This window comes from Microbacterium lemovicicum, assembly GCF_003991875.1.
In the GTDB taxonomy this organism is placed as follows: Bacteria; Actinomycetota; Actinomycetes; order Actinomycetales; family Microbacteriaceae; genus Microbacterium; species Microbacterium lemovicicum.
Window position 1 is genome coordinate 958,540 of sequence record NZ_CP031423.1, and the last position, 18,205, is coordinate 976,744.

The following is an 18,205-nucleotide window of genomic DNA, read 5'->3' on the forward strand; positions in this document are numbered from 1 at the left end:
GGTTCAGCTCTCGTCTGCGCTGCGGAAGAAGCGCAGCTGGAAGATGTTGATCACGATGAGTGCAAGGAGCACGATCACCGAGAGGGCGGCGGCGATGCCGAGGTTGTTCTGGCCCTGGAAGGCGACGTTGTAGATCAGCTGCACGATCGTCATGGTGCTGTTGTCCGGTCCGCCCTTGGTGAGGATGTAGAACTGCTCGAAGGCGAGGAGCGAGCCGGTCACGCAGAGCACGACCGTGAGCGCGAGGGTCGGACGCAGCAGCGGCAGCGTGATGCCGCGGAAGGTCTGCCACCGCGATGCGCCGTCGATGCGCGCGGCCTCGTACACCTCGTCGGGGATGCCCTGCAGTCCGACGAGCATCAGCAGCATGTAGAAGCCCGCGTAGCGCCAGACGATGAGGAACACCGTGGACCAGAGCGCACCCTCGGGTGTGCCGAGGAAGGTGAAGCCCCACGCGGACATGAGGTCGGCGAACGGCCCCGCGTAGGGGGAGTAGAGGACGTAGAAGAGGAGGGATGCCGACGCCAGGCCGAGGGCGCTGGGGACGAGGAACGACGTGCGCAGGATGGATTTCCACCGCGTCGACTCCTGCACCAGCAGGGCCAGTCCCAGGCCGAGGGCGATGAGAAGCACGGTCGTGATGACCGTGTACGTCAGCGTGAAGCCGATCGACTGCCAGAACAGGCGGTGGTCGACGGCGTCGACGAAGTTCTCGGGGAGATTGGGCCCGCGGTTTCCCGACAGCAGCGGCCAGTCGGAGCCCGACATCTGCAGCACCAGGCCCAGCGGGACGATGAAGACCAGCAGGACGAACAGGGCCGTGGGGGCGGCGTAGAGCCAGCCGGTCGCGGCGGCCCGACGCGCGCGGCGCGACGAGCGCGGTCGGCGCGGAGGCTTCGGGGGCGTGTCGGCGCCGACGGCGACGGCGGCGGGACGGATGTCGGTGGCCAAGGTGTTCCTCCGGGGCGGTGGGGCGGGACGGGGTGAGGCGCGCGGTGCCAGTGACCGCGCGCCCCGACCGTTACTGACCGAGAACGTCGGTGATCGCGTCGTTGTCCGCGTCGACGGATGTTCCGTCGCCGAGGACGGCGTTGCGCACCAGGGTCAGCCACGGGCTGCCCGGTGCGTTGAACGCCTGCTGGAAGTTCAGCGCGACGGGGGTGTCGCCCTCGCCGGCGACCTCGTTGATCGTCACCAGGCGCGGGTCCTTCGAGGAGTACTCGTTCGTGGCGAGGTCGGACCGCGACACGACGTCGTTGTCCTTGGCGAGCACGCCGACCTGGGCGTCCTCGGACATCATCCAATTCAGGAAGTTCCACGCCTGCGGGCTCTTCTGCGAGTCCTTCGAGACGCCGATGCCGTCACCGCCGACGAAGGTCGATGCGCCGCCATCGACACCCGGGATTCCGGCCACGCCCGCCTCGAACGGCGTGGAGGACAGGAGCGTGGCGGGGTACATCATGAGACCGACCTTGCCCTCGGTGAAGGCGGCCGTCCACGTCGGACCGGCCTCGTCCTGCGAGCTCGGAAGAACCGCTCCGCTGTCCCAGAGGTCTTTCCACGTCGAGTAGACCTCCTTCGCGTTGTCGTCTGCCAGCTTCGACTCGGATCCCTCGTCGTTCATGACCTGATCGCCGGATGCCCAGATGCTCGGGAACCAGGTGAAGACGAGGCATCCGCCGCAGTTGAGACCCGTCGCGGTGCCGTACGTGTCGGGCTTGTTCAGTGCCTGCACCTTCTTGGCGGCGTCGGCGAACTCCTCCATCGAGGCGGGGGCCTTGTCGGGGTCGAGACCCGCTTCGCTGAAGAGCTCCTTGTTCCAGAACAGCATCGACAGATCCAGGACGAACGGAAGGACGTGCTCCTTCCCGTCCGAGGTGCCGGCGGCGAGGTGACCCTTGTTGATGGTGTCCTTGAAGGACAGGCCGTCGATCTGGGTCGAGATGTCCTGGAAGAGCCCCTGCTCCACCCAGTTCGGCACGTAGACGATGTCGGCGGCGAAGAGGTCGGGCAGGCCGTTCGAGCCGGCTGCGGCACCGACCTTCGCGACGTAGTCGTCGTTGGGCACGACCGTCAGTTCCACCTGATTCTCGTGCGACGCGTTGTACGCCTCCACCAGCAGCTTGGCCTGCTTCTCGAGCGGAGCGCGTGTCCACAGGGTGAGCGTGGAGCCGTCATCCACGCCTTCCGCGGGGATGTCGGCGGCGGGGGTGGTGGTGCCGCTGCCGCCGGAGCAGGCGGCCAGGGAGCCGACCAGGGCCCCCGTGGCGAGAATCGCGGCGATGGTCCGTACCGCGGACCGACGTCGAAAGTGGGTCATTGCTTCTCCTCGTGCTCTCCATCGAGATGCTTCCGTGGCGAGGTGCCCGGACAGCGGGGTGAAAAGGATGGGAGTCGAAAAGTCCGAAACCCATTTCGAAAAGTTAGCGCGGGGAGGCGATAGTGTCAACAGGGAGCACCGGTAACGTTTTCGCAACAGGAGAATTCATGCCACCCAGCGAAGGGGCCATGCGCGCCACGACGCTCAATGACGTCGCCCGTCGGGCCGGCGTATCCATCGCGACCGCATCGAAAGCGCTGAACGGTCGCGACGACGTCGCCGCGGCGACGCGCGCGCGTGTGCTCGCGGCCGCCCAGGAACTCTCCTTCACACCGAACGAGATGGCGCGCGGCCTGCTCGCCGGGCGAACCGGAACCGTCGGCCTCCTCACGAGCGACCTCGAAGGCCGATTCATGCTGCCCATCCTCATGGGGGCGGAAGACGCGTTCGGGGCGGGTCAGATCAACGTCTTCCTCTGTGATGCGCGTGGCGACGCGATCCGCGAGCAGCACCACCTCAAAGCCCTCCTGAGCCGGCGCGTCGACGGGATCATCGTCGTGGGCCGCCAGACCGACCCCCGCCCCTCGCTGGGCCAGGACCTTCCCGTTCCGGTCGTCTACGCGTACGCGCCGTCCGATGACGAGCGCGATCTCTCCCTCACCCCGGACAACTACGCGGGCGGCCGTATGGCGGTGGAGCACCTGATCGCCTGCGGACGCACCCGCATCGCACACGTGTCGGGCGACCCGTCCTATGCCGCAGCCCAAGACCGCCTGGCCGGGGCGCGGTCGGCGCTCTCTGCTGCGGGGCTGGAGCTCGTGGGGGACCCGATGTTCTCCGAGTGGAGCGAGCACTGGGGCCGGGACTCCTCCGCGATGCTGCTCGCGCGGCATCCCGAGATCGATGCGATCTTCTGCGGCTCGGATCAGCTCGCCCGCGGCGTGCTCGACACCGCCCGCGACCTCGGCCGGAATGTGCCCGACGATCTGGCCGTCATGGGCTACGACAACTGGGAGCTGCTGGCGACGAATTCGCGGCCGCAGTTGACGAGCATCGATGCGAATCTCCAGCAGCTCGGACGCCACGCCGCCCAGCGGGTGTTCGATGCCATCGACGGCGTCGATGTCGGCGAAGGGGTGCACCACCTGCCGGTGCGGCTGGTCATCCGCGGCTCCACCATCGCCCGGCGTTGAGGGGACGCCACGACTCAGCACCCTCGCCACCGGCTCGACGAGCTGCTGCAGAACGCCGTGCGATTCTCGATCGTGGCAGCGCTCGATCGGGCGCGCACCTTGAGCTTCAAGGATCACCTCGCCACCCTGCGCGAGATCGCCGGAACCTCTTCGTGACCATCAGCGCGCCGTCACGACGGCGTGCGTCGCGCTCCGCGGACGGAGAGTAGATCCGCGACAGCCACGGGGCCCGTGGGCGGGCCCTCACCGCGCAATAGGCTGGCGAGGGTGAGCGAGGTCGCGGGAGACGCCCCAGGCGCCGGCGCCCCCGGCGCCAACGCCCCCGGCGGCGGCGGCCCCGAAGAGGTGCTCCGCGTTCCGGCGTTCGCGCTCTTCTGGAGCGCGACGACCATCCGAGCCCTCGGAAGCGCGGTCGCCGGCGTCGCTTTCCAGGTGCTGATCGTCACCGTCATCGGTGCGACGGCCCTTCAGATCAGCATCCTCAGCGCCCTGGGTGTCGTCCCCTACCTCTTCCTCGGACTGATCGTCGGCGCCGTGATGGACCGGTGGCGACGCCAGCCCACCCTCGTCATCACGAGCATCGGACGCGCGCTCGCGCTCGCATCCATCCCCGTGCTCGTTCTCACGAATGCGCTGAACTTCTGGTCTCTCGCGGCCGTCGTCCTCACTCTGGGCGTCCTCACGCTCTTCGCCGACTCCGCCGCTCAGCCGTTCCTGCCCCACCTCGTCTCGCGACGGTCGCTCGTGATGGCGAACGCGCGGCTCGGTCAGAGCGCAACGGTGGCCGGCACCGCCGGGCCCGCACTCGGCGGCGCGCTCATCACTCTCGTCGGCGCACCGCTGCTCTTCGTGTTCGAGGCGGTCATCCTCGCGGTGGCGGCGCTTCTCCAGTCCCGTATCCGGGTCGTAGAGACACGGCGGAAGGCTCGCGCACCCGGTCGTCACATCGGCCATGACATCGCTGAGGGCATGCGGTACACCTACCGGCACCGGATGCTGTTGCCACTGGCCGTTTCCGTCCATCTCTGGTTCCTCGCGAACAGCATCGTGACGACGTTGTTCGGCGTCTTCGCCTTGCGAGAGCTGGACGTCCCGGAGTGGGCCTTCGGCCTCATCCTCGCCGTCGGCGGGCTCGGCGGCTTCCTCGGCGCTCTCCTCGCTCCCCGCGTCGGCTCTCGAGTCGGGGCAGGACGAGCGATCCTCCTCGGCCGGATCGTGACGGTTGCGCCCTGGCTGACGCTCGCTCTCCTTCCTCTCACAGCCGCCACTTCGCTTGCGCTTCTCGTGCCCGTGCTCGCTGCCGCGCAGTTCCTCTACGCGCTGTCGCAGGGAATCGAGGACGCCAACGAGATGGGCTACCGCCAAGCCGTGGCACCCGATGCCCTGCAGGGCAGGATGAATGCGACCATCCGCACCGCCAACCGGGTGATCTTCTTCTTCGGAGCCCTGCTGGCCGGACTGCTCGCGACCCTCCTGGGCTACCGGGTCACCATCGGCATCGCTGCGGCCGTCTTCGCCGTCGCCGCTCTCGTCATCGTCTTCTCGCCGCTGCGCAACGCGCGACACGGCGACCAGCACACGATCGAGAGCACCCCCGTCTGAGCTACCGCCCTTGGAACGCCGGGTGACGGGAGACCGCGCCGGGGGGTCAGGCGGATGAGCGGGCGAGAGGTCGCGACCACGCGACCTCCTGATCCAGCTGCCCGGTCTCTTGGAAGAGCCGCACCTGATGTGCATCCGCGAGCACCCTGATGAGGTCACCGCGATCCGCCGGTGAGAACCCGAGGCTCTGCCAGAACGACCCGGAACGGCGCGAGAACAGCCAGGCGCGATGGGCGCCCTCGGCCGCGGCTCGGGTCAGTGCGTGGGTTGCCAGTCGTGTGCCGGAACCACCGTGGCGTCGACCGGGGATCACGGCGACGGACCGGATGAGCGCGTGACTCCCGTCGTGACTCAGTTCGTAGCCCGTGCTGCCGGTGATGGTTCCGTCGGCGCCGCGTTCGACCCAGAGGCGGACACTCGGGGCATCGAGCCCGGCGATGGTCAGATCTGATTCGGCGAGGAAGTCACGCAGCGATCCGACCTCGGCCGGCGCGAGCAGGGTGAGGGGCACGCGATCGATTCTCGTTCAACCCTCATCCGGTGACCCGGCTGTGTCGAGTCTCGAGAGGCGCAGGGTGGACGCACGAGACTCGTCGGTGACCATGGATGCCGCGCCGAGACCGTACTTGTACCGGTACGCCGTGTCGATCGCCGCAGCGTCGTGGTCGCCGACCGGCGTGACGCTCACGTCGATGATGTCGGCAGAGAGCAGGACCCGCGCTCGCCGCCGTGCAACAGCTCGGCCATACCAGCCCGTCGTGCGCCGGTGCCATGTCCGGACGAACACGTGCTCGCCTGCAACGACCACCCAGATCGGTGTCCAGTCGGAGGCGGAAGAGTCGGCGCGCCCCATGGAGATCGGCAGCTCGAGGGTGTCGGAGATGCGTTGGAGGTCGTCAGCACACCAGGCCACGGAGTCCGGCGCCGACGGCTTCTCACCTGATGTCATGAGGCCATTCTTCTGCCTCGCCGGACGCTGTTCCCCGTTCACGTGCAGGGACTCGATGCGCTGAAGCGGTGACCGGTTCACCGGTCGTCCGGCATTCAGCGTCGTTCGTCGACCTCAGTCGGTGTTCTCGAGGATGAGTCGCGTCGCCTCGCGCGGCGCGTCCCACTGGGGGAAATGACCGCACCGCTCGAACCAGTGCAGCACGGCATCGGGGAACAGGTCTGTGGCGCGCGCGGCCTGTTTGGGCACGGTCACCAGGTCTCGCCGTCCCCAGCCGATCGTGACTCGGCCGGGCACCGTGCCGGCCGGAGCGCCCTGCTGCGGAGGGCCCTTCGTAAGGGCGTCCATGGCCGCGCCCGTCGCGGGGGAATCCGCCAGTCCGCGCACGTCCGGCAGGACGATCTCCCGCGACAGCGCCCATGGTCGCGCCGACAGCTGAGCCAGCAGCAGAGACCTCCCGACGGGAGTGCCGAGCAGGGTCGGCAGCACGCCCCGCAGCGCCCGGACCAGAGCGATCGACGGCCGCAGGGTCGCGGCGAAGACGAGGAGCTCGCGGTGACTCCAGAACCCGCCCGGGTCCAGCGCCACGGTGTCTCCACCGACGCCCCGCCGCGCGAGTTCGAGCACGATCCGTCCGCCCATCGACTGACCGGCGGTCGAGATCCCGTCCAGCCCCTGCTCGCGGATGAAGTCCGCGACCGCGTCGGTCAGGGTGGCGATCGAGACCTCACCGGGCAAGGGCGGTGTGTGTCCGAATCCCGGCAGGTCGACCGCGATGACCTCCCGGTGCTCGGCCAATCGATCCAGGATCGGGGTCCAGGATCGCCAGCCTGCCCCCAGACCGTGAACCAGTAGGAGGGGGCTGCCACTCCCGCGTCGGATGAAGTTCAGCGTCATCCCGCGACCCTAGGGCAGAGGATCCCGGCCGCACGAGTGGATTGACATCCCGGTGACCACAGGTGACCGGCGGGCGGCCTACGCGTCGTCGCGCGGGCGTTCGACGAGCGCGCCGAGATACCGGCGGATCATGCTGGTCTGCACCACTCGGACCAGGGGAGCGCCGAGTCGCGTGAACCACCGCCCAGGAGCGGAGAAGGCCGTGATGAAGAAGCAGACGTCACCGGTGGGCAGGAGCCGCACCTCGAATCTCTCCTCACCGCGGAGAGGATGACCAGGAAGTGTGCCATAGGCGAAACCCGCCCGATCGGGCGTGCGCTCGGCCCAGACGACGCGGCATGGTGCGGAGAAGGCGACGAATCCGAGAGGGAGACGCATTTCCACGGTCGAACCGACGCGCACCGGGACCTGCGAGAGCGAGATGTCGACACCGGCGCGCCTCTGCGCCTCTCCGCGCAGGAGGTCGTCGGCCGCCCGCTGGAAGACGTCACTTCCGTGGCCGATCGTCCGCTGCATGCGCACGTGCCGGTAGCCGTCGGGCAGGGCGCCGGCGGTGGCGCCCACCTGCGGGTACGTGAGCTCCGGCATCCGTCCACCGTACGCCCGACGAGCCCGCCGGGTCCGCGCCGGCGGCACGGCGCGATCTCCACGCTCGAGGACCCGCAATCACGCGATGTGCGTGGTGGCACGGATACCGCCCGCGCCGCTGCGGCCCGATCGTGGCTCCATGCACACCACACTCGCTCCGCATTCCGCCACCCGACTCGTGGCGCCGTCCACCTCGTCGACGATCGCCTTCGTCGCGCTACTCATCGCCCTCGTCGCGCGACAGGTCTTCGCCATCTGGGAGGGCTACGACGGATCGATGACCTACGACGACCTCCGGAGACTCGGCGATGCCTACTGGCCCATGAACCTCCTCGTCTTCGGCCCGGCGTACGCCATCGGCTTCACCGCCCAGGCGATCCTCGCGTGGCGGCTCGGCCGCGGACGCGGAAGGGTCGTCACCTGGCTGGGGGCGACGCTGCTCCTGGTCGGAGGCACGCTGTTCGCCCTCGTCGCGACGGCACATTCCCTTCCGTACGACTGGGCCTCGCACCGCGGCATCCTCGATGAGGCCACCGGACGCGCCGTCGTCGAGGCGTTCGACACCGTGGGCACGGCCTCGCTCGTCCCGTACATCCTGGCCGCGCAGGCGGTGATCGCGCTCGGCGCTCTCGTGACCGCGGTCGGCGCGCGCCTCTCAGGCACACTGCCGACGTGGGTGCTGGTGGCCGTCATCCTGCTCGTGCTCGCCTTCGCGCTCGTCCCGTCCGCGCCCGGGACCGCGATCACGATCGGGCTCGCCCTCATTCAGACCGTCGTCTGGGCGGTGCTCGGCTGGTTCGGCTTTCGTCACGCCCAGCGTGGTGCGGGAGCCGTGCGAACGGGAGAATGAGTTCATGCGCGTGGTCGGGGCTCTCGCCGGCATCGGTGTCGCGCTCCTCGTCGTCGACCTCGTGCTGTATCTGAACGGCGTCGGCGGGTTCGCCACGCATCCGGTTTCGAGCGTCAGCCTGGTCGCGGGCGGGGTGGGTACGGCACTCCTGGCCGCACGGGCTCCCGAGCGCACGCGCGGTTGGCTGACCGGCCTTGCCGTCGCCGTCATCGCCTACCTCGCGCTGGGCGCTTGGGGGAGCGTCGATCCGAGCCCGGTGGTGCTGGCGGTGTGGACGATCGCCGGGGTGCCGATCACCGGGCTCGTGACGGTGGTCGGATTGGCGGCGGGGGGCTGCGCCGCACGGCGATCGTCCTCGCGGCGGTCGTGGGCGCGCTGTCGGTCGCGGGGGCGGCCGTCGCCCGCCCGATCGCGCCGTTCGACGGCGTCGCCACGGTGGCGCCCGCGAGCGGCGACTCGCTCGCCCCCGTGGTCACCGACCTCCTCATCGCGGTCTACGGTGTGCGCATGGGCTTCGACGGTGCCGCGGTCGACTACGACCGCTTCATGGGGCGCTACTCGGCGGGACTGAGCGCGCCCTTCGCGGACTTCGCCGGTGTGCGGGCGGGGCAGCAGGTCCTGGACGTCGGCTGCGGTCCGGGGGCCTTGACCGCCGAGCTGATCGCTCGTGTCGGCGCGCGCTCCGTCACCGGAGTCGACCCGTCGGAGAGCTATGCGGCTTCCGCGCGCGAGCGCTTCCCGGCGTCCCGCATCGAGGTCGCGACGGCCGGCGCGCTTCCGTTCGCGGACGACGACTTCGATGCGACCCTCGCGCAGCTCGTCGTCCACTTCATGACCGACCCCGTACACGATCTCCGCGAGATGGCTCGGGTCACTCGGTCCGGTGGCGTCGTCGCCGCGTGTGTCTGGGATCATGCGGGAGGAGCGAGCCCGCTGAGCCGGTTCTGGGATGTGCTCAGCATTGTCGATCCGTCCGCGCCCCGCGAGTCCGCGCTTCCGGGCACGAGCGAAGGCCAGCTTGCGGAGTACCTCGTCGGGGCGGGACTGGACGACGTCGTCGAGAGCGCGCTCACCGTTCGGGTGCTGCACCCGACGTTCGAGGACTGGTGGACGCCCTACCTCCGCGGTGCCGGACCGGTCGGTTCCTACATCGACGCGCTCGACGACGACGGCCGCGCCGCGCTGGAGGTCTCAGTGCGCGCCGCGATGCCGGCAGCGCCGTTCGAGGTGACAGGCTCTGCCTGGGCCGCCCGGGGCACTGTCCGCGCGGCGAGTTAGCGCCCACTCCCGCAGGCGTCGCCGAGCCCTGATTCCGCATCGTGCACGCGACTGCGGCATCCTGAGGGGATGGCCGGAACACCGACGGGGTTCGACTTCACGATCCGCGGAACGCAGGTCGTGATCCGCCATCACGGACGCCTCGCGACGACCCTGCGCGGAACCGCTGCGGTCGCCTTCCTCGCCGACATCGAGCGCCGTGATCCGCAGCAGGTGATGGCACGGGCGACCGGCAACTACAAGCGCGGCAACGAGAGGTGAGTGGCATGTCGTCCGACACGAACTGGCGCGGGATCATCGCGGCCCTGTCGAACCCGGCTGCCCGCGAGGTGTTCGCCGAGGTGGTGCTGGGGGTCGATGGTCTGCCCGCCCTCGAACGCCTCTCGCCCTCCCGGCGGCGTCGCGTCGTCGACGTCCTCATCACGTCAGGGCTGGTCCGGCACGGCGCCGACGGGCGACTCGTCGAGACGCCGGACGTCTTCGCGAACGCGCTGGCGGCGGACCCCGCGCCGCCGAGACCGTCGCGCGTGGATCGGTTCTTCGACGGCGGAGGACGGCTGACGGGCTATCCCACGCAGCCGGCGGTGAGGGCGTCGCTTCTCGAGAAGATCGCGCGCGAGACCGTCGAACCGGGCGAGGTGCTGGACGAGAAGACACTCAACAGCCGGCTCGCCGCGGTGGCGGACGACGTGGCGCTCCTCCGGCGGCATCTCGTCGACCACGGCCTGCTCGAGCGGACCCGATCCGGCTCGGAGTACGCGCGACCGGCTGAGGGTGACGGCGCATCCCCGCCCCACATGCGGGAGGACTGAACGTCTCCGAGAGCGATCTAGCGGTAGCCCCACCAGCCTTCGGCGAGGTGCAGCGCCCAGTCGGCCTGCCGGAGCACCGGCATTCCGAGGATGAGGTCGAACGGCGGATCGCCGGGCCGCTCGATCCCGGCGATGTCGGCGACCCCGGCGATCGTCGGGGTGAACGTCCTGCCGCCGACCGTCACGGCCTCCATCCGCACCATGTCCACGGCCGACTCGGACCCGCCGGCATCGATCCCGTGGGAGGAGCCGTCAGGGCGGAACAGCCCGCTGTGACGGCGGGTGAAACCGCGGTCGACGATGCTGATGCTCGCACCGGAGTCCCAGATCGCATCGGCCACCACGTCGCCCCAGCGGACCTGCACGTACGGATGCCGCCGCGACGACCGGACGAGATCGCGCCGCTCGTCCACGGCGCGGTCGCCGTCGAACTCGAGGACAGCCTCGGAGAACAGGAAGTCGAGGCGGTGTGCCCCGAGGACGTCGAGTCCGAGCAGGGACGGCGCCGCCGGAAGCCGCTCCACATCGAAGCGCGGCCGGTCGACCCGCAGGCCGCCGATCGTCATCTCGGCCGCTTCCACACTGTCGCCGCGATCACCCACTCCGAACACCCCGCGACCGGGATCGGACCCGGATGCCGCGGGCACCAGCATCCGGCTCAGATCGCCCTCGGCGAGCGCGCTGTGCGCACCACCCGTGTCGACGATGAGCCGTTGCCGCACGCCGTCGATCTCTGCGACGACCGACACCATGAGCGCCTCGGGAACGTCCGGGTCGGGCTCGAGGTCCAGCTCCACGGCAACGATCACCCTCACCACCCCCGATCCGTCATCGTGGACCGAGCCTATGACCGCGACGTTCTTGCGACCCCGCAGTCCGCACCAACGGGGCTGAGACCTCGTGCTCGTGTCCGTGGTGGGTCCTAGATTGATGGATCACCCACGGTCCATCGGAGGAACGCCATGACCACCGTCCTGCTCTTCCATCATGTGCTCGGTCTGACCCCCGGCATCCACGCCTTCGCCGACCGCCTGCGCGAATCGGGCCACGAGGTGATCACGCCCGATCTGTTCGACGGCCGCACGTTCGCCACGATCGACGAGGGTTTCGCGTACCGGCGTGAGAGCGGCATCGACACCGATGAGCGAGCGGATGCCGCGGCCGCCGCTCTCCCGTCCGACATCGTCTACGGCGGCTTCTCCCTCGGCGCGATGCCCGCGCAGCGCCTCGCCCAGACCCGCGACGGCGCTCGTGGAGCGGTACTCCTGGAGGGATGCGCGCCCGTCGGTGACGACGGGTTCGGTCCGTGGCCGCCGAGCGTGCCCGCGCAGATCCACGGGATGGACGCCGACGAGTTCTTCATCGGCGACGGCGACGCCGATTCGGCGCGCGAGATCGTCGCGACCGTGCCCGGGTCGGAGCTCTACCTCTACCCCGGCGACGGTCACCTCTTCTCGGACAGCTCGCTGCCCGGCTACGACGCCGAGGCGACCGAGACCGTGATGGCAAGGGTCACGGCGTTCCTCGAGCGCGTCGGCGCCTGATTTCTGTCGCCGCTGGCCGCGGGCGCTGCGGTCCGAACCTTCGGACAGGAGCGAGGGATGCTCTCGGCTCTCACACCGGGTTCACGCTCGACGTGCGACAGAGCGCCGGGCGCACCGCTGACCGTCACCGCCGAACGCTCGCGTCTTCTGTGCAGGCGGAGTTCATCTCCTGGTCGGATGCTGCGCCGCCGCCGCCCCCTACGGTGACAACATGACCGGCTCAGCCCCTCGAAAGGCAGCCCGCGGGCGGTTCCCGGGGCTCATCGCGTCGCTGCTCCTTCTCGGGTCCGCCGCGCTGCAGCAGATCGCCGCTGTTCAGCGGTGGGCCCAGGCTGATCCGGTGCAAGAAGGTCGGTCCATCGAAGACCACCTGTTCGACTACATGTTCCCCGAGCAGCCGTGGGTACCGATCGGGGTTGCGGCCGAACTCGCCGGCGTCGCTGATCTTCTCCTGGCGTGCGGCGTCGGACTGGCGGTCTTCGTGGGGGGCCGGCGTTTTACGGTCGCCTCGGTCGCTGCTGCTCCGGTGATCCTCTGGTTCGCGTACGCGGGTGCGCATGCTCTTCTGTCCGGGATCCTCGGCGTGCCGTCGGCGCTGGTCTCCCCGGTCGCTGCTCTCCTGCTCGGCACGGTGGCCGCGGTGGGCCTCGTCGCGATCGCAGCCACCGTGGTGCGACGGTCGTGGGCGACCGCCGTCGCGTGCCTCCTGCTTGTGGGAGCGACCTGGCCCGGCTACGTGGCCGCGGCCTTCGTCATCGCTCCCGCGTTCGTCGGATACCAGTCGTTCGACAGCACGCCGTGGACGGAATCGGTCGGAGCGGTCGCGACGGCTGCGGCCGGCATCGCGCTGCTCGTCTCCGCTCTCCTGACGACGTACACCGACACACCGTTGCCGCAGACCGGCGGAAGAGCGGACTCATGAGTGGTTCCCCGTCCTGGGTCACACTCGAGGAGGGGTTCGGGCTCGACGACGCGTGCGTCGCGGCGGTGCCGCGGAAGCCAGGGTCGATACCGCCTCTCAGTGGAAGGTCTCGACCAGGAAGTCCTTCATTGCGCTCCAGCTGCGACGCTCCGCGATGGCGTTGAACTGCGCGCCGTGCGCGGGGTCGTTCGCATCGGGGAGGGTGAAGGCGTGCATCGCGCCGGCATACACGGTGAGCTCCCAGTCCACGGCGGGGGCGGTGCGGAGGTCGTTGACGAAGGCGAGCATCGCGTCGTCCGGCGCGACCGGATCGGCAGCGCCGTGCAGCACCAGCACCTTCGCGGCGATCTGAGCAGCCTCTCCCGCCGGCCCGGTCGGCAGGCCGCCGTGGAAGCTGACCACCGCGCCCACCTCGGCGCCGGTGCGCGCGAGCTCCAGCACCGCTGATCCGCCGAAGCAGTATCCGATCGCGGCGGTGCGGCTCGGGTCGACGGAGGGCTCGGTCAGGAGCTGGTCGAATGCCTCCCCGAGCCGCTTCCGCCACAGTGGGCGATCCCTGTAGAAACCTCCTGCGACGGCCGGGGCCTCCTCCGGCGTGGGGCGGATGTCGGCCCCATAGATGTCCCCGGCGAAGGCGCTGTAGCCGAGCCGGGCGAGCATGTCGCAGCGCATGCGGACGTAGTCCGTCACGCCGAGCCAGTCGTGCACCACGAGGATGCCCGGATGCCGGCCGTCATCGGCCGGTCGCGCGCTGTAGCCCCGGTAGGCGACGCCGTCGGCCTCGTAGTCGACGTCGCCGGAGACGATGCCGTCCTCGGGAAGCGGCTCCCGCTCGAGGATCCGGGTGAGGGGCGGGGTGTAGGTGTTCACGCGGTACTCCCATGCGGCATCGAGCACGGCGGTCCCGGGTGGAGCGCCTGCGGTCGTGGCTCCCTCCATCGTCGTGCCTTCAGCAGCGCACGGCGCCGAGGAGGCCGATCCCGGACCGGTCCCGAGGGCATCCGGATCGGCCCGAGCTCAGACGGAGACGTCGTCACCGACCGCGACGACCGCGGGCCTGCCGTCGAGCACGGGCACGAGCCAGACGCCGAAATAGGTCTTGCCGTCCTTCTTGCGATGCTTCGCGAGCGTGCGGATCGGCTCCTTGCCGCGCGCGAGCGACACCGGATCGATCGTCGTCATGACGCAGCGATCGCACCTGCCGGCGACGCGGAACGCGGTCTCGCCGAGGCGGACGGACGACCAGTCGTCTTCGGCGAACGGTGCCTCGCCGTCGACGACGACGTTCGGGCGGAACCGCACCATGTCGAGGGGTGCGGTGTCGTCCTCGGTCCACCGGTCGAGCTGCGCGAGGGACGTCTCGCTGGTCAGCAGGAGCGGGCCGACGTCGGCGAGCGAGACATGGTCGCCGGGCAGTCCGCCATGCGCCGGGTTGACGGTGCGTGCAGCGGGGTCCGGCTGCCACACGAGGCGGACGTCGCGTCCGAGTCGTGCGGTCAGCCACTCGGCCGACTCGTCGCCTGCCGGCAGCGCGGTGCCTTGACGCGAGTAGCCGACCGGGACGGGCGCAGCATCCGCCGGCAGATCCACCCGGAGAGGATCGGACCGCCCGTCGCCCAGCAGGAGCCCGCCATCGGCGAGGACGTCGGCCGTGAGAGCGAGCAGACCGTTCGCCTCGCGCGCGGTCACGGGTTCGCCGTCCGGATCGACGACCGCCCAGCGGCGATCGCCCTCGAGCCCCCACGGCTGCACGCGCGCCGAGCGGACATCCCCGCCGGCGAACGACTTGATCGGGTAGAGGCGGAGCCGGGTCACCTGCACACGTGTCACGCTACCCGCCGTCTGCGCCGCACAGCGAGCTGATACTCCGCAGGCGTCGAGGGGCCGCTCCCATGGAGAAGAACCGCGCCGACGGAAGCTAATACGTGTCGGAATAATCCGAAGAGGATTAGGATGGGCGTGTGACACGCCGCACTCTGACTCCCGCCCTCGTCATCGACGTGGCTGCAGCGCTCGCCGATCGCGACGGCTTCGACGCGATCGTCGTGTCCGCGGTGGCTGAGAAGCTCGGCGTGCGGAGCGCCAGCCTGTACGGACACGTGCGCGACCGGCAGGCGATCCTCGCCGGGGTGCAGAAGCTCGCGATGAACGAACTGGCCGACACGATCGGAGCGGCGATCGCCGGACGTTCGCGAGCCGAAGCGCTCTTCGCCATGGGCGAGGCGCAGCGGCGCTACGCGCGCGAGCGTCCCGGGTGCTGGGAGTCCCTGCAGCGCCGCGCGGAGGTGGGCGTGCCGCAGTCCGACGAGTCGTCGAGGGTCGCGACGCTCGCACTCGCCGTCCTCCGTGGCTACGGCCTCGCCGATCATGATGCCGTCCACGCGGTGCGCGTGGCCGGCGCGGCCATCGGCGGATTCATCGGTCTGGAGCGGACGGGGGCTTTCGACCATCGCGATCACGACGTCGAGGAGTCGTGGCGACGCACCATCGACATGCTCGACGGCGCGTTCGCATCGTGGGGAGCCGCAGCATGATCACCACTCCCATCGAGCCGGCGCTGTTCCGCGGCGGGGCGACGCTCGAACCGGCGACACACGGGCTCCGTCTGCACCGCCTCCCTCCGTGGGTGCGCGAGCAGTTTCCCGACCCTCAGCTGCTGATGATGGAATCGCAGCCGTCCGGCATCCGGATGTCCTTCCGCTCCACGGCGCAGCGGATCGAGCTGACGACCCATTCCACGCGGGTGGTGTATCGCGGCGCGGACCGTGCGCGCGGCCGCGTCGACCTCTTCGTCGACGGTGAGTTCCGTGAGAGCGACACGCTGGCCGGAGGTGACGCGATCACCGTCGACCTCACCGACGGGACCACGGGCTTCGTCCCGGGCGCTTCGCATGTGAGCGTGTTCGGAGAGCTGCCGGCGTCCGACAAGCGCATCGAGATCTGGCTGCCGCACAACGAGACGGTCGACCTCGTCGCACTCCGATCCGACGCGCCGCTCGTCCCCTCGCACGAAGCCCTGCCCGTCTGGGTGCATCACGGATCGTCCATCAGTCAGGGATCCAACGCCGGCGCGCCCAGTGACATCTGGCCCGCCGTCGCTGCCCGGCACGCGCGCGTCGACCTGCGCAATCTCGGATTCGGCGGGAGCGCGATGGTCGACCCCTTCATGGCCCGGGTCATCAGGGACAGCGCCGCCGACGTCATCAGCGTGGCACTGGGCATCAACGTCGTGAACGCCGATGCCATGCGGCTGCGCGCGTTCGTGCCCGCCGTGCACGGGTTCCTCGACGCGATCCGCGACGGCCACCCGCACACGCCCGTCGTTCTCATCTCGCCGGTCTTCGCCGGCATCCACGAGGCGACACCGGGACCCGGTGCATTCGACCCCGCGACGATCGGCACCGATCAGGTGAGATTCATCGCGACCGGTGACCCCGCAGATGTCGCCGCCGGAGCCCTGACCCTGGAGGTGATCCGCCGCGAGCTGGCGTCCCTCGTGGAGCGACGATCCGCTGACCCGCATCTGCACTACCTCGACGGACTCGACCTGTTCGGCTCCGACGACGCATCGCGTCTGCCGCTCGCGGACGGCCTGCATCCCGACGCGGAGGCACACCAGCTGATCGGGCGGCGGTTCGCGGACACGCTGCTCCGCGTCCGCGGTGGGACACCGCCCTTCGCTGCTGCATCTTCCTCATGAGCACGCCTGTCCCGTCGACATCCACGTGCTCGCGATCGACGGGCGCTGAGGGGGAGGTGCAGAGGAGCTCGGCGCGCTAGATTGCCGGTCATGGCGGAGATTTCAGCTCTCACGGTGTTCGCAGGCCTCCCCGTTCGCCGGCTGGCGAAGGCGGTCGAGTGGTACGGGGAGGTGCTCGGTCGGGAGCCCGACGCTCATCCCGCGCCCACCATCGCCGACTACTACCTGACGCCCGACCGCGTACCGGAGCACGGCACGCTGCAGCTCCGTGAGGACGCGGGGCGCGCCGGTGGTGGGATGGTGACGATCAATGTGGAGGACATCGCCCTCTTCGCACAGTCGCTGGAGCGCGTGCACGTGGCCTTCGACACCCAGGAGTTCCGCATCGATGCGGTCGACGTGAGCTCGGTGACCGTCGGCACCTTCGAAGACCCCGATGGGAATGCCGTCACCGTGGTCCAGCCTCACCTCCGAACACGCCGGTGACGCCATTCTCCGAGGCGTGAACAACACCTCGGGAAGGCGTGGACGCGTCCCTCGCGGTCGAAGTCGGGCGTCTAATCCGAGGGCAGGAAGCGGACGGGAAGATCCGCCACGGGCAGCCCTGAGTCGCGCACGCGAGCCTCGACGGCTCGGTGCTCCTCCGCGGGGGCGACGACCTGCACCTTGTCGACGCCGTCGATCTGGGGTCCGCCGTCCGCGAAGTACCTGGTGACGCCGTGCTCGTCGACCAGAGCGCTGAGCATCGCGGACAGCCGTTCCTGCTCGCCTGCTGCGACGACGACACCGAGCGACGGTGCGCCGACCTCCACGGCCGTGGTCGAGTCCATACCCGCGGCATCCCGGAGGTCTTCCGCGTGGGCGACCAGCGGCAGCAGTCCGCCGACGCCGTCGGCAGGATCCTCCTCGGCGAGAAGCGAGAGTCGGCCGTCGGCCTGCACGTTCGCGTACAGCGCGAGGCCGGTGACGACGTCGTCGAGTCGATCGAAGAGCGGAGCAGCGTCGAGGCCGACGAGTGGACAGGGTCCTGTTCCTTCCTCTCCGATCGAGAGGGTCACAGCATTGCCGCCGTCGGTGGAGACCCGGAGAGCCCAGTCGACGTCGTCCGGGTACGGGCTCAGGCACGCGGCTTCCCTGACGGCGTCGAGGGCGGACTCGTCGACGGTCGCGCCGATCCACGCCCGCGCGTCGGAGAACGTCGGCGACTCCACCCAGCGCTCCGACCCGTCGAGGGTGACGCCCGGGATGGCCGACAGCGTGTCGGTCAGCTGATCGAACGCGGCATCCGTCCGGGGGAAGTGCGTCTCGTCGATCGCCCACCAGAGAAGAATGGTTGCGCCGAGCGCCAGACCGGCCGCCGCGACGCCACCCGCCACCAACCCCCCGCGTCTGCGCACGATCCGATTGTGCCTCCGGGGGCGGCAGGACGTGAAGACCGGCAGGTGAACATCTCCCGCGTCCTGCGCCGGCCGGGGCGACGGCGACCCGTCGTGTGCGCGACGAGCCGGCAGGCGCTCACCTCACCACTCGGGTGAGCGCCGCGGGCGGCG

The 18,205-nt window shown here is 69.9% G+C and carries 21 protein-coding genes; 11 read left to right on the forward strand and 10 right to left on the reverse strand.

The features are described from left to right. Positions 1 to 3: 3 nt before the first annotated feature. Positions 4 to 951, reverse strand: a complete 948-nt coding sequence (locus CVS47_RS04410; protein ID WP_241240275.1) for a carbohydrate ABC transporter permease — start codon at positions 949 to 951, stop codon at positions 4 to 6. Between the two features lie 70 nt (positions 952 to 1,021). Next, positions 1,022 to 2,320 carry an ABC transporter substrate-binding protein gene (locus tag CVS47_RS04415; protein WP_127095003.1) on the reverse strand — a complete coding sequence of 433 codons (1,299 nt, stop codon included), beginning with the start codon at positions 2,318 to 2,320 and terminating at the stop codon, positions 1,022 to 1,024. 167 nt (positions 2,321 to 2,487) lie between these two features. On the opposite strand from CVS47_RS04415, the gene CVS47_RS04420 reads away from it, so the two are divergent. Together CVS47_RS04420 and CVS47_RS04430 are read left to right on the forward strand one after the other, a co-directional pair. Beyond that, a complete protein-coding gene (locus CVS47_RS04420; protein WP_127095004.1) occupies positions 2,488 to 3,513 on the forward strand; it encodes a LacI family DNA-binding transcriptional regulator in 1,026 nt (341 codons plus the stop codon). 267 nt (positions 3,514 to 3,780) lie between these two features. Then, the gene (locus CVS47_RS04430) at positions 3,781 to 5,115 is read left to right on the forward strand and encodes an MFS transporter (protein WP_127095005.1); all 1,335 of its coding nucleotides are present in this window, start codon (positions 3,781 to 3,783) and stop codon (positions 5,113 to 5,115) included. 46 nt (positions 5,116 to 5,161) lie between these two features. Here the strand turns inward: CVS47_RS04430 and CVS47_RS04435 are convergent, their stop codons facing one another. From CVS47_RS04435 to CVS47_RS04450, 4 genes are all read right to left on the reverse strand, one after another. Beyond that, a complete protein-coding gene (locus tag CVS47_RS04435) occupies positions 5,162 to 5,626 on the reverse strand; it encodes a GNAT family N-acetyltransferase (RefSeq protein ID WP_206502747.1) in 465 nt (154 codons plus the stop codon). A 15-nt stretch (positions 5,627 to 5,641) separates the two neighbouring features. Further along, complete coding sequence (locus tag CVS47_RS04440) at positions 5,642 to 6,106, reverse strand: DUF2255 family protein (protein ID WP_206502748.1); 465 nt, start codon at positions 6,104 to 6,106, stop codon at positions 5,642 to 5,644. 72 nt (positions 6,107 to 6,178) lie between these two features. After that, the gene (locus CVS47_RS04445; protein ID WP_127095007.1) at positions 6,179 to 6,961 is read right to left on the reverse strand and encodes an alpha/beta fold hydrolase; all 783 of its coding nucleotides are present in this window, start codon (positions 6,959 to 6,961) and stop codon (positions 6,179 to 6,181) included. Between the two features lie 78 nt (positions 6,962 to 7,039). Continuing rightward, complete coding sequence (locus CVS47_RS04450) at positions 7,040 to 7,549, reverse strand: DUF1990 family protein (RefSeq protein WP_127095008.1); 510 nt, start codon at positions 7,547 to 7,549, stop codon at positions 7,040 to 7,042. A 139-nt stretch (positions 7,550 to 7,688) separates the two neighbouring features. Between CVS47_RS04450 and CVS47_RS04455 the strand changes: the two genes are divergently transcribed. From CVS47_RS04455 to CVS47_RS04470, 4 genes are all read left to right on the forward strand, one after another. After that, positions 7,689 to 8,399 (forward strand): hypothetical protein, encoded by a 711-nt coding sequence (locus CVS47_RS04455; RefSeq protein ID WP_127095009.1) that lies wholly within the window; start codon positions 7,689 to 7,691, stop codon positions 8,397 to 8,399. A gap of 270 nt (positions 8,400 to 8,669) precedes the next feature. Beyond that, on the forward strand, positions 8,670 to 9,677 hold the full coding sequence (locus CVS47_RS04460; RefSeq protein ID WP_241240276.1) for a class I SAM-dependent methyltransferase: 1,008 nt from the start codon (positions 8,670 to 8,672) through the stop codon (positions 9,675 to 9,677). A 69-nt stretch (positions 9,678 to 9,746) separates the two neighbouring features. After that, positions 9,747 to 9,938, forward strand: a complete 192-nt coding sequence (locus CVS47_RS04465; protein WP_127095010.1) for a hypothetical protein — start codon at positions 9,747 to 9,749, stop codon at positions 9,936 to 9,938. A gap of 5 nt (positions 9,939 to 9,943) precedes the next feature. Continuing rightward, positions 9,944 to 10,489, forward strand: coding sequence for a DUF2087 domain-containing protein (locus CVS47_RS04470; RefSeq protein WP_127095011.1), 546 nt, complete (start codon positions 9,944 to 9,946; stop codon positions 10,487 to 10,489). A 17-nt stretch (positions 10,490 to 10,506) separates the two neighbouring features. Here the strand turns inward: CVS47_RS04470 and CVS47_RS04475 are convergent, their stop codons facing one another. Continuing rightward, a complete protein-coding gene (locus CVS47_RS04475) occupies positions 10,507 to 11,304 on the reverse strand; it encodes an aspartyl protease family protein (protein ID WP_241240277.1) in 798 nt (265 codons plus the stop codon). A 147-nt stretch (positions 11,305 to 11,451) separates the two neighbouring features. On the opposite strand from CVS47_RS04475, the gene CVS47_RS04480 reads away from it, so the two are divergent. Next, on the forward strand, positions 11,452 to 12,033 hold the full coding sequence (locus CVS47_RS04480) for a dienelactone hydrolase family protein (protein ID WP_127095012.1): 582 nt from the start codon (positions 11,452 to 11,454) through the stop codon (positions 12,031 to 12,033). A gap of 211 nt (positions 12,034 to 12,244) precedes the next feature. Beyond that, positions 12,245 to 12,955 carry a hypothetical protein gene (locus tag CVS47_RS04485; protein WP_127095013.1) on the forward strand — a complete coding sequence of 237 codons (711 nt, stop codon included), beginning with the start codon at positions 12,245 to 12,247 and terminating at the stop codon, positions 12,953 to 12,955. Positions 12,956 to 13,051: 96 nt separating this feature from the next. Here the strand turns inward: CVS47_RS04485 and CVS47_RS04490 are convergent, their stop codons facing one another. Next, positions 13,052 to 13,894 (reverse strand): dienelactone hydrolase family protein, encoded by an 843-nt coding sequence (locus CVS47_RS04490; RefSeq protein WP_127095014.1) that lies wholly within the window; start codon positions 13,892 to 13,894, stop codon positions 13,052 to 13,054. Between the two features lie 78 nt (positions 13,895 to 13,972). Then, positions 13,973 to 14,770, reverse strand: coding sequence for an MOSC domain-containing protein (locus CVS47_RS04495; protein ID WP_241240278.1), 798 nt, complete (start codon positions 14,768 to 14,770; stop codon positions 13,973 to 13,975). 146 nt (positions 14,771 to 14,916) lie between these two features. Here CVS47_RS04495 and CVS47_RS04500 point away from each other — a divergent pair, with 146 nt between their 5' ends. The 3 genes from CVS47_RS04500 (at position 14,917) to CVS47_RS04510 (ending at position 17,141) form a co-directional block, all read left to right on the forward strand. Further along, positions 14,917 to 15,489, forward strand: a complete 573-nt coding sequence (locus CVS47_RS04500; protein ID WP_127095015.1) for a TetR/AcrR family transcriptional regulator — start codon at positions 14,917 to 14,919, stop codon at positions 15,487 to 15,489. Then, entirely contained in the window at positions 15,486 to 16,655 is a 1,170-nt protein-coding gene (locus CVS47_RS04505) for a GDSL-type esterase/lipase family protein (protein ID WP_127095016.1), read from the forward strand. Before CVS47_RS04500 ends, CVS47_RS04505 begins: the two co-directional genes overlap by 4 nt. 90 nt (positions 16,656 to 16,745) lie before the next feature. After that, positions 16,746 to 17,141 (forward strand): VOC family protein, encoded by a 396-nt coding sequence (locus tag CVS47_RS04510; protein ID WP_127095017.1) that lies wholly within the window; start codon positions 16,746 to 16,748, stop codon positions 17,139 to 17,141. A 71-nt stretch (positions 17,142 to 17,212) separates the two neighbouring features. Here CVS47_RS04510 and CVS47_RS04515 read toward each other — a convergent pair whose 3' ends face one another. Further along, a complete protein-coding gene (locus CVS47_RS04515) occupies positions 17,213 to 18,052 on the reverse strand; it encodes a hypothetical protein (RefSeq protein WP_127095018.1) in 840 nt (279 codons plus the stop codon). Positions 18,053 to 18,205: the final 153 nt, after the last annotated feature.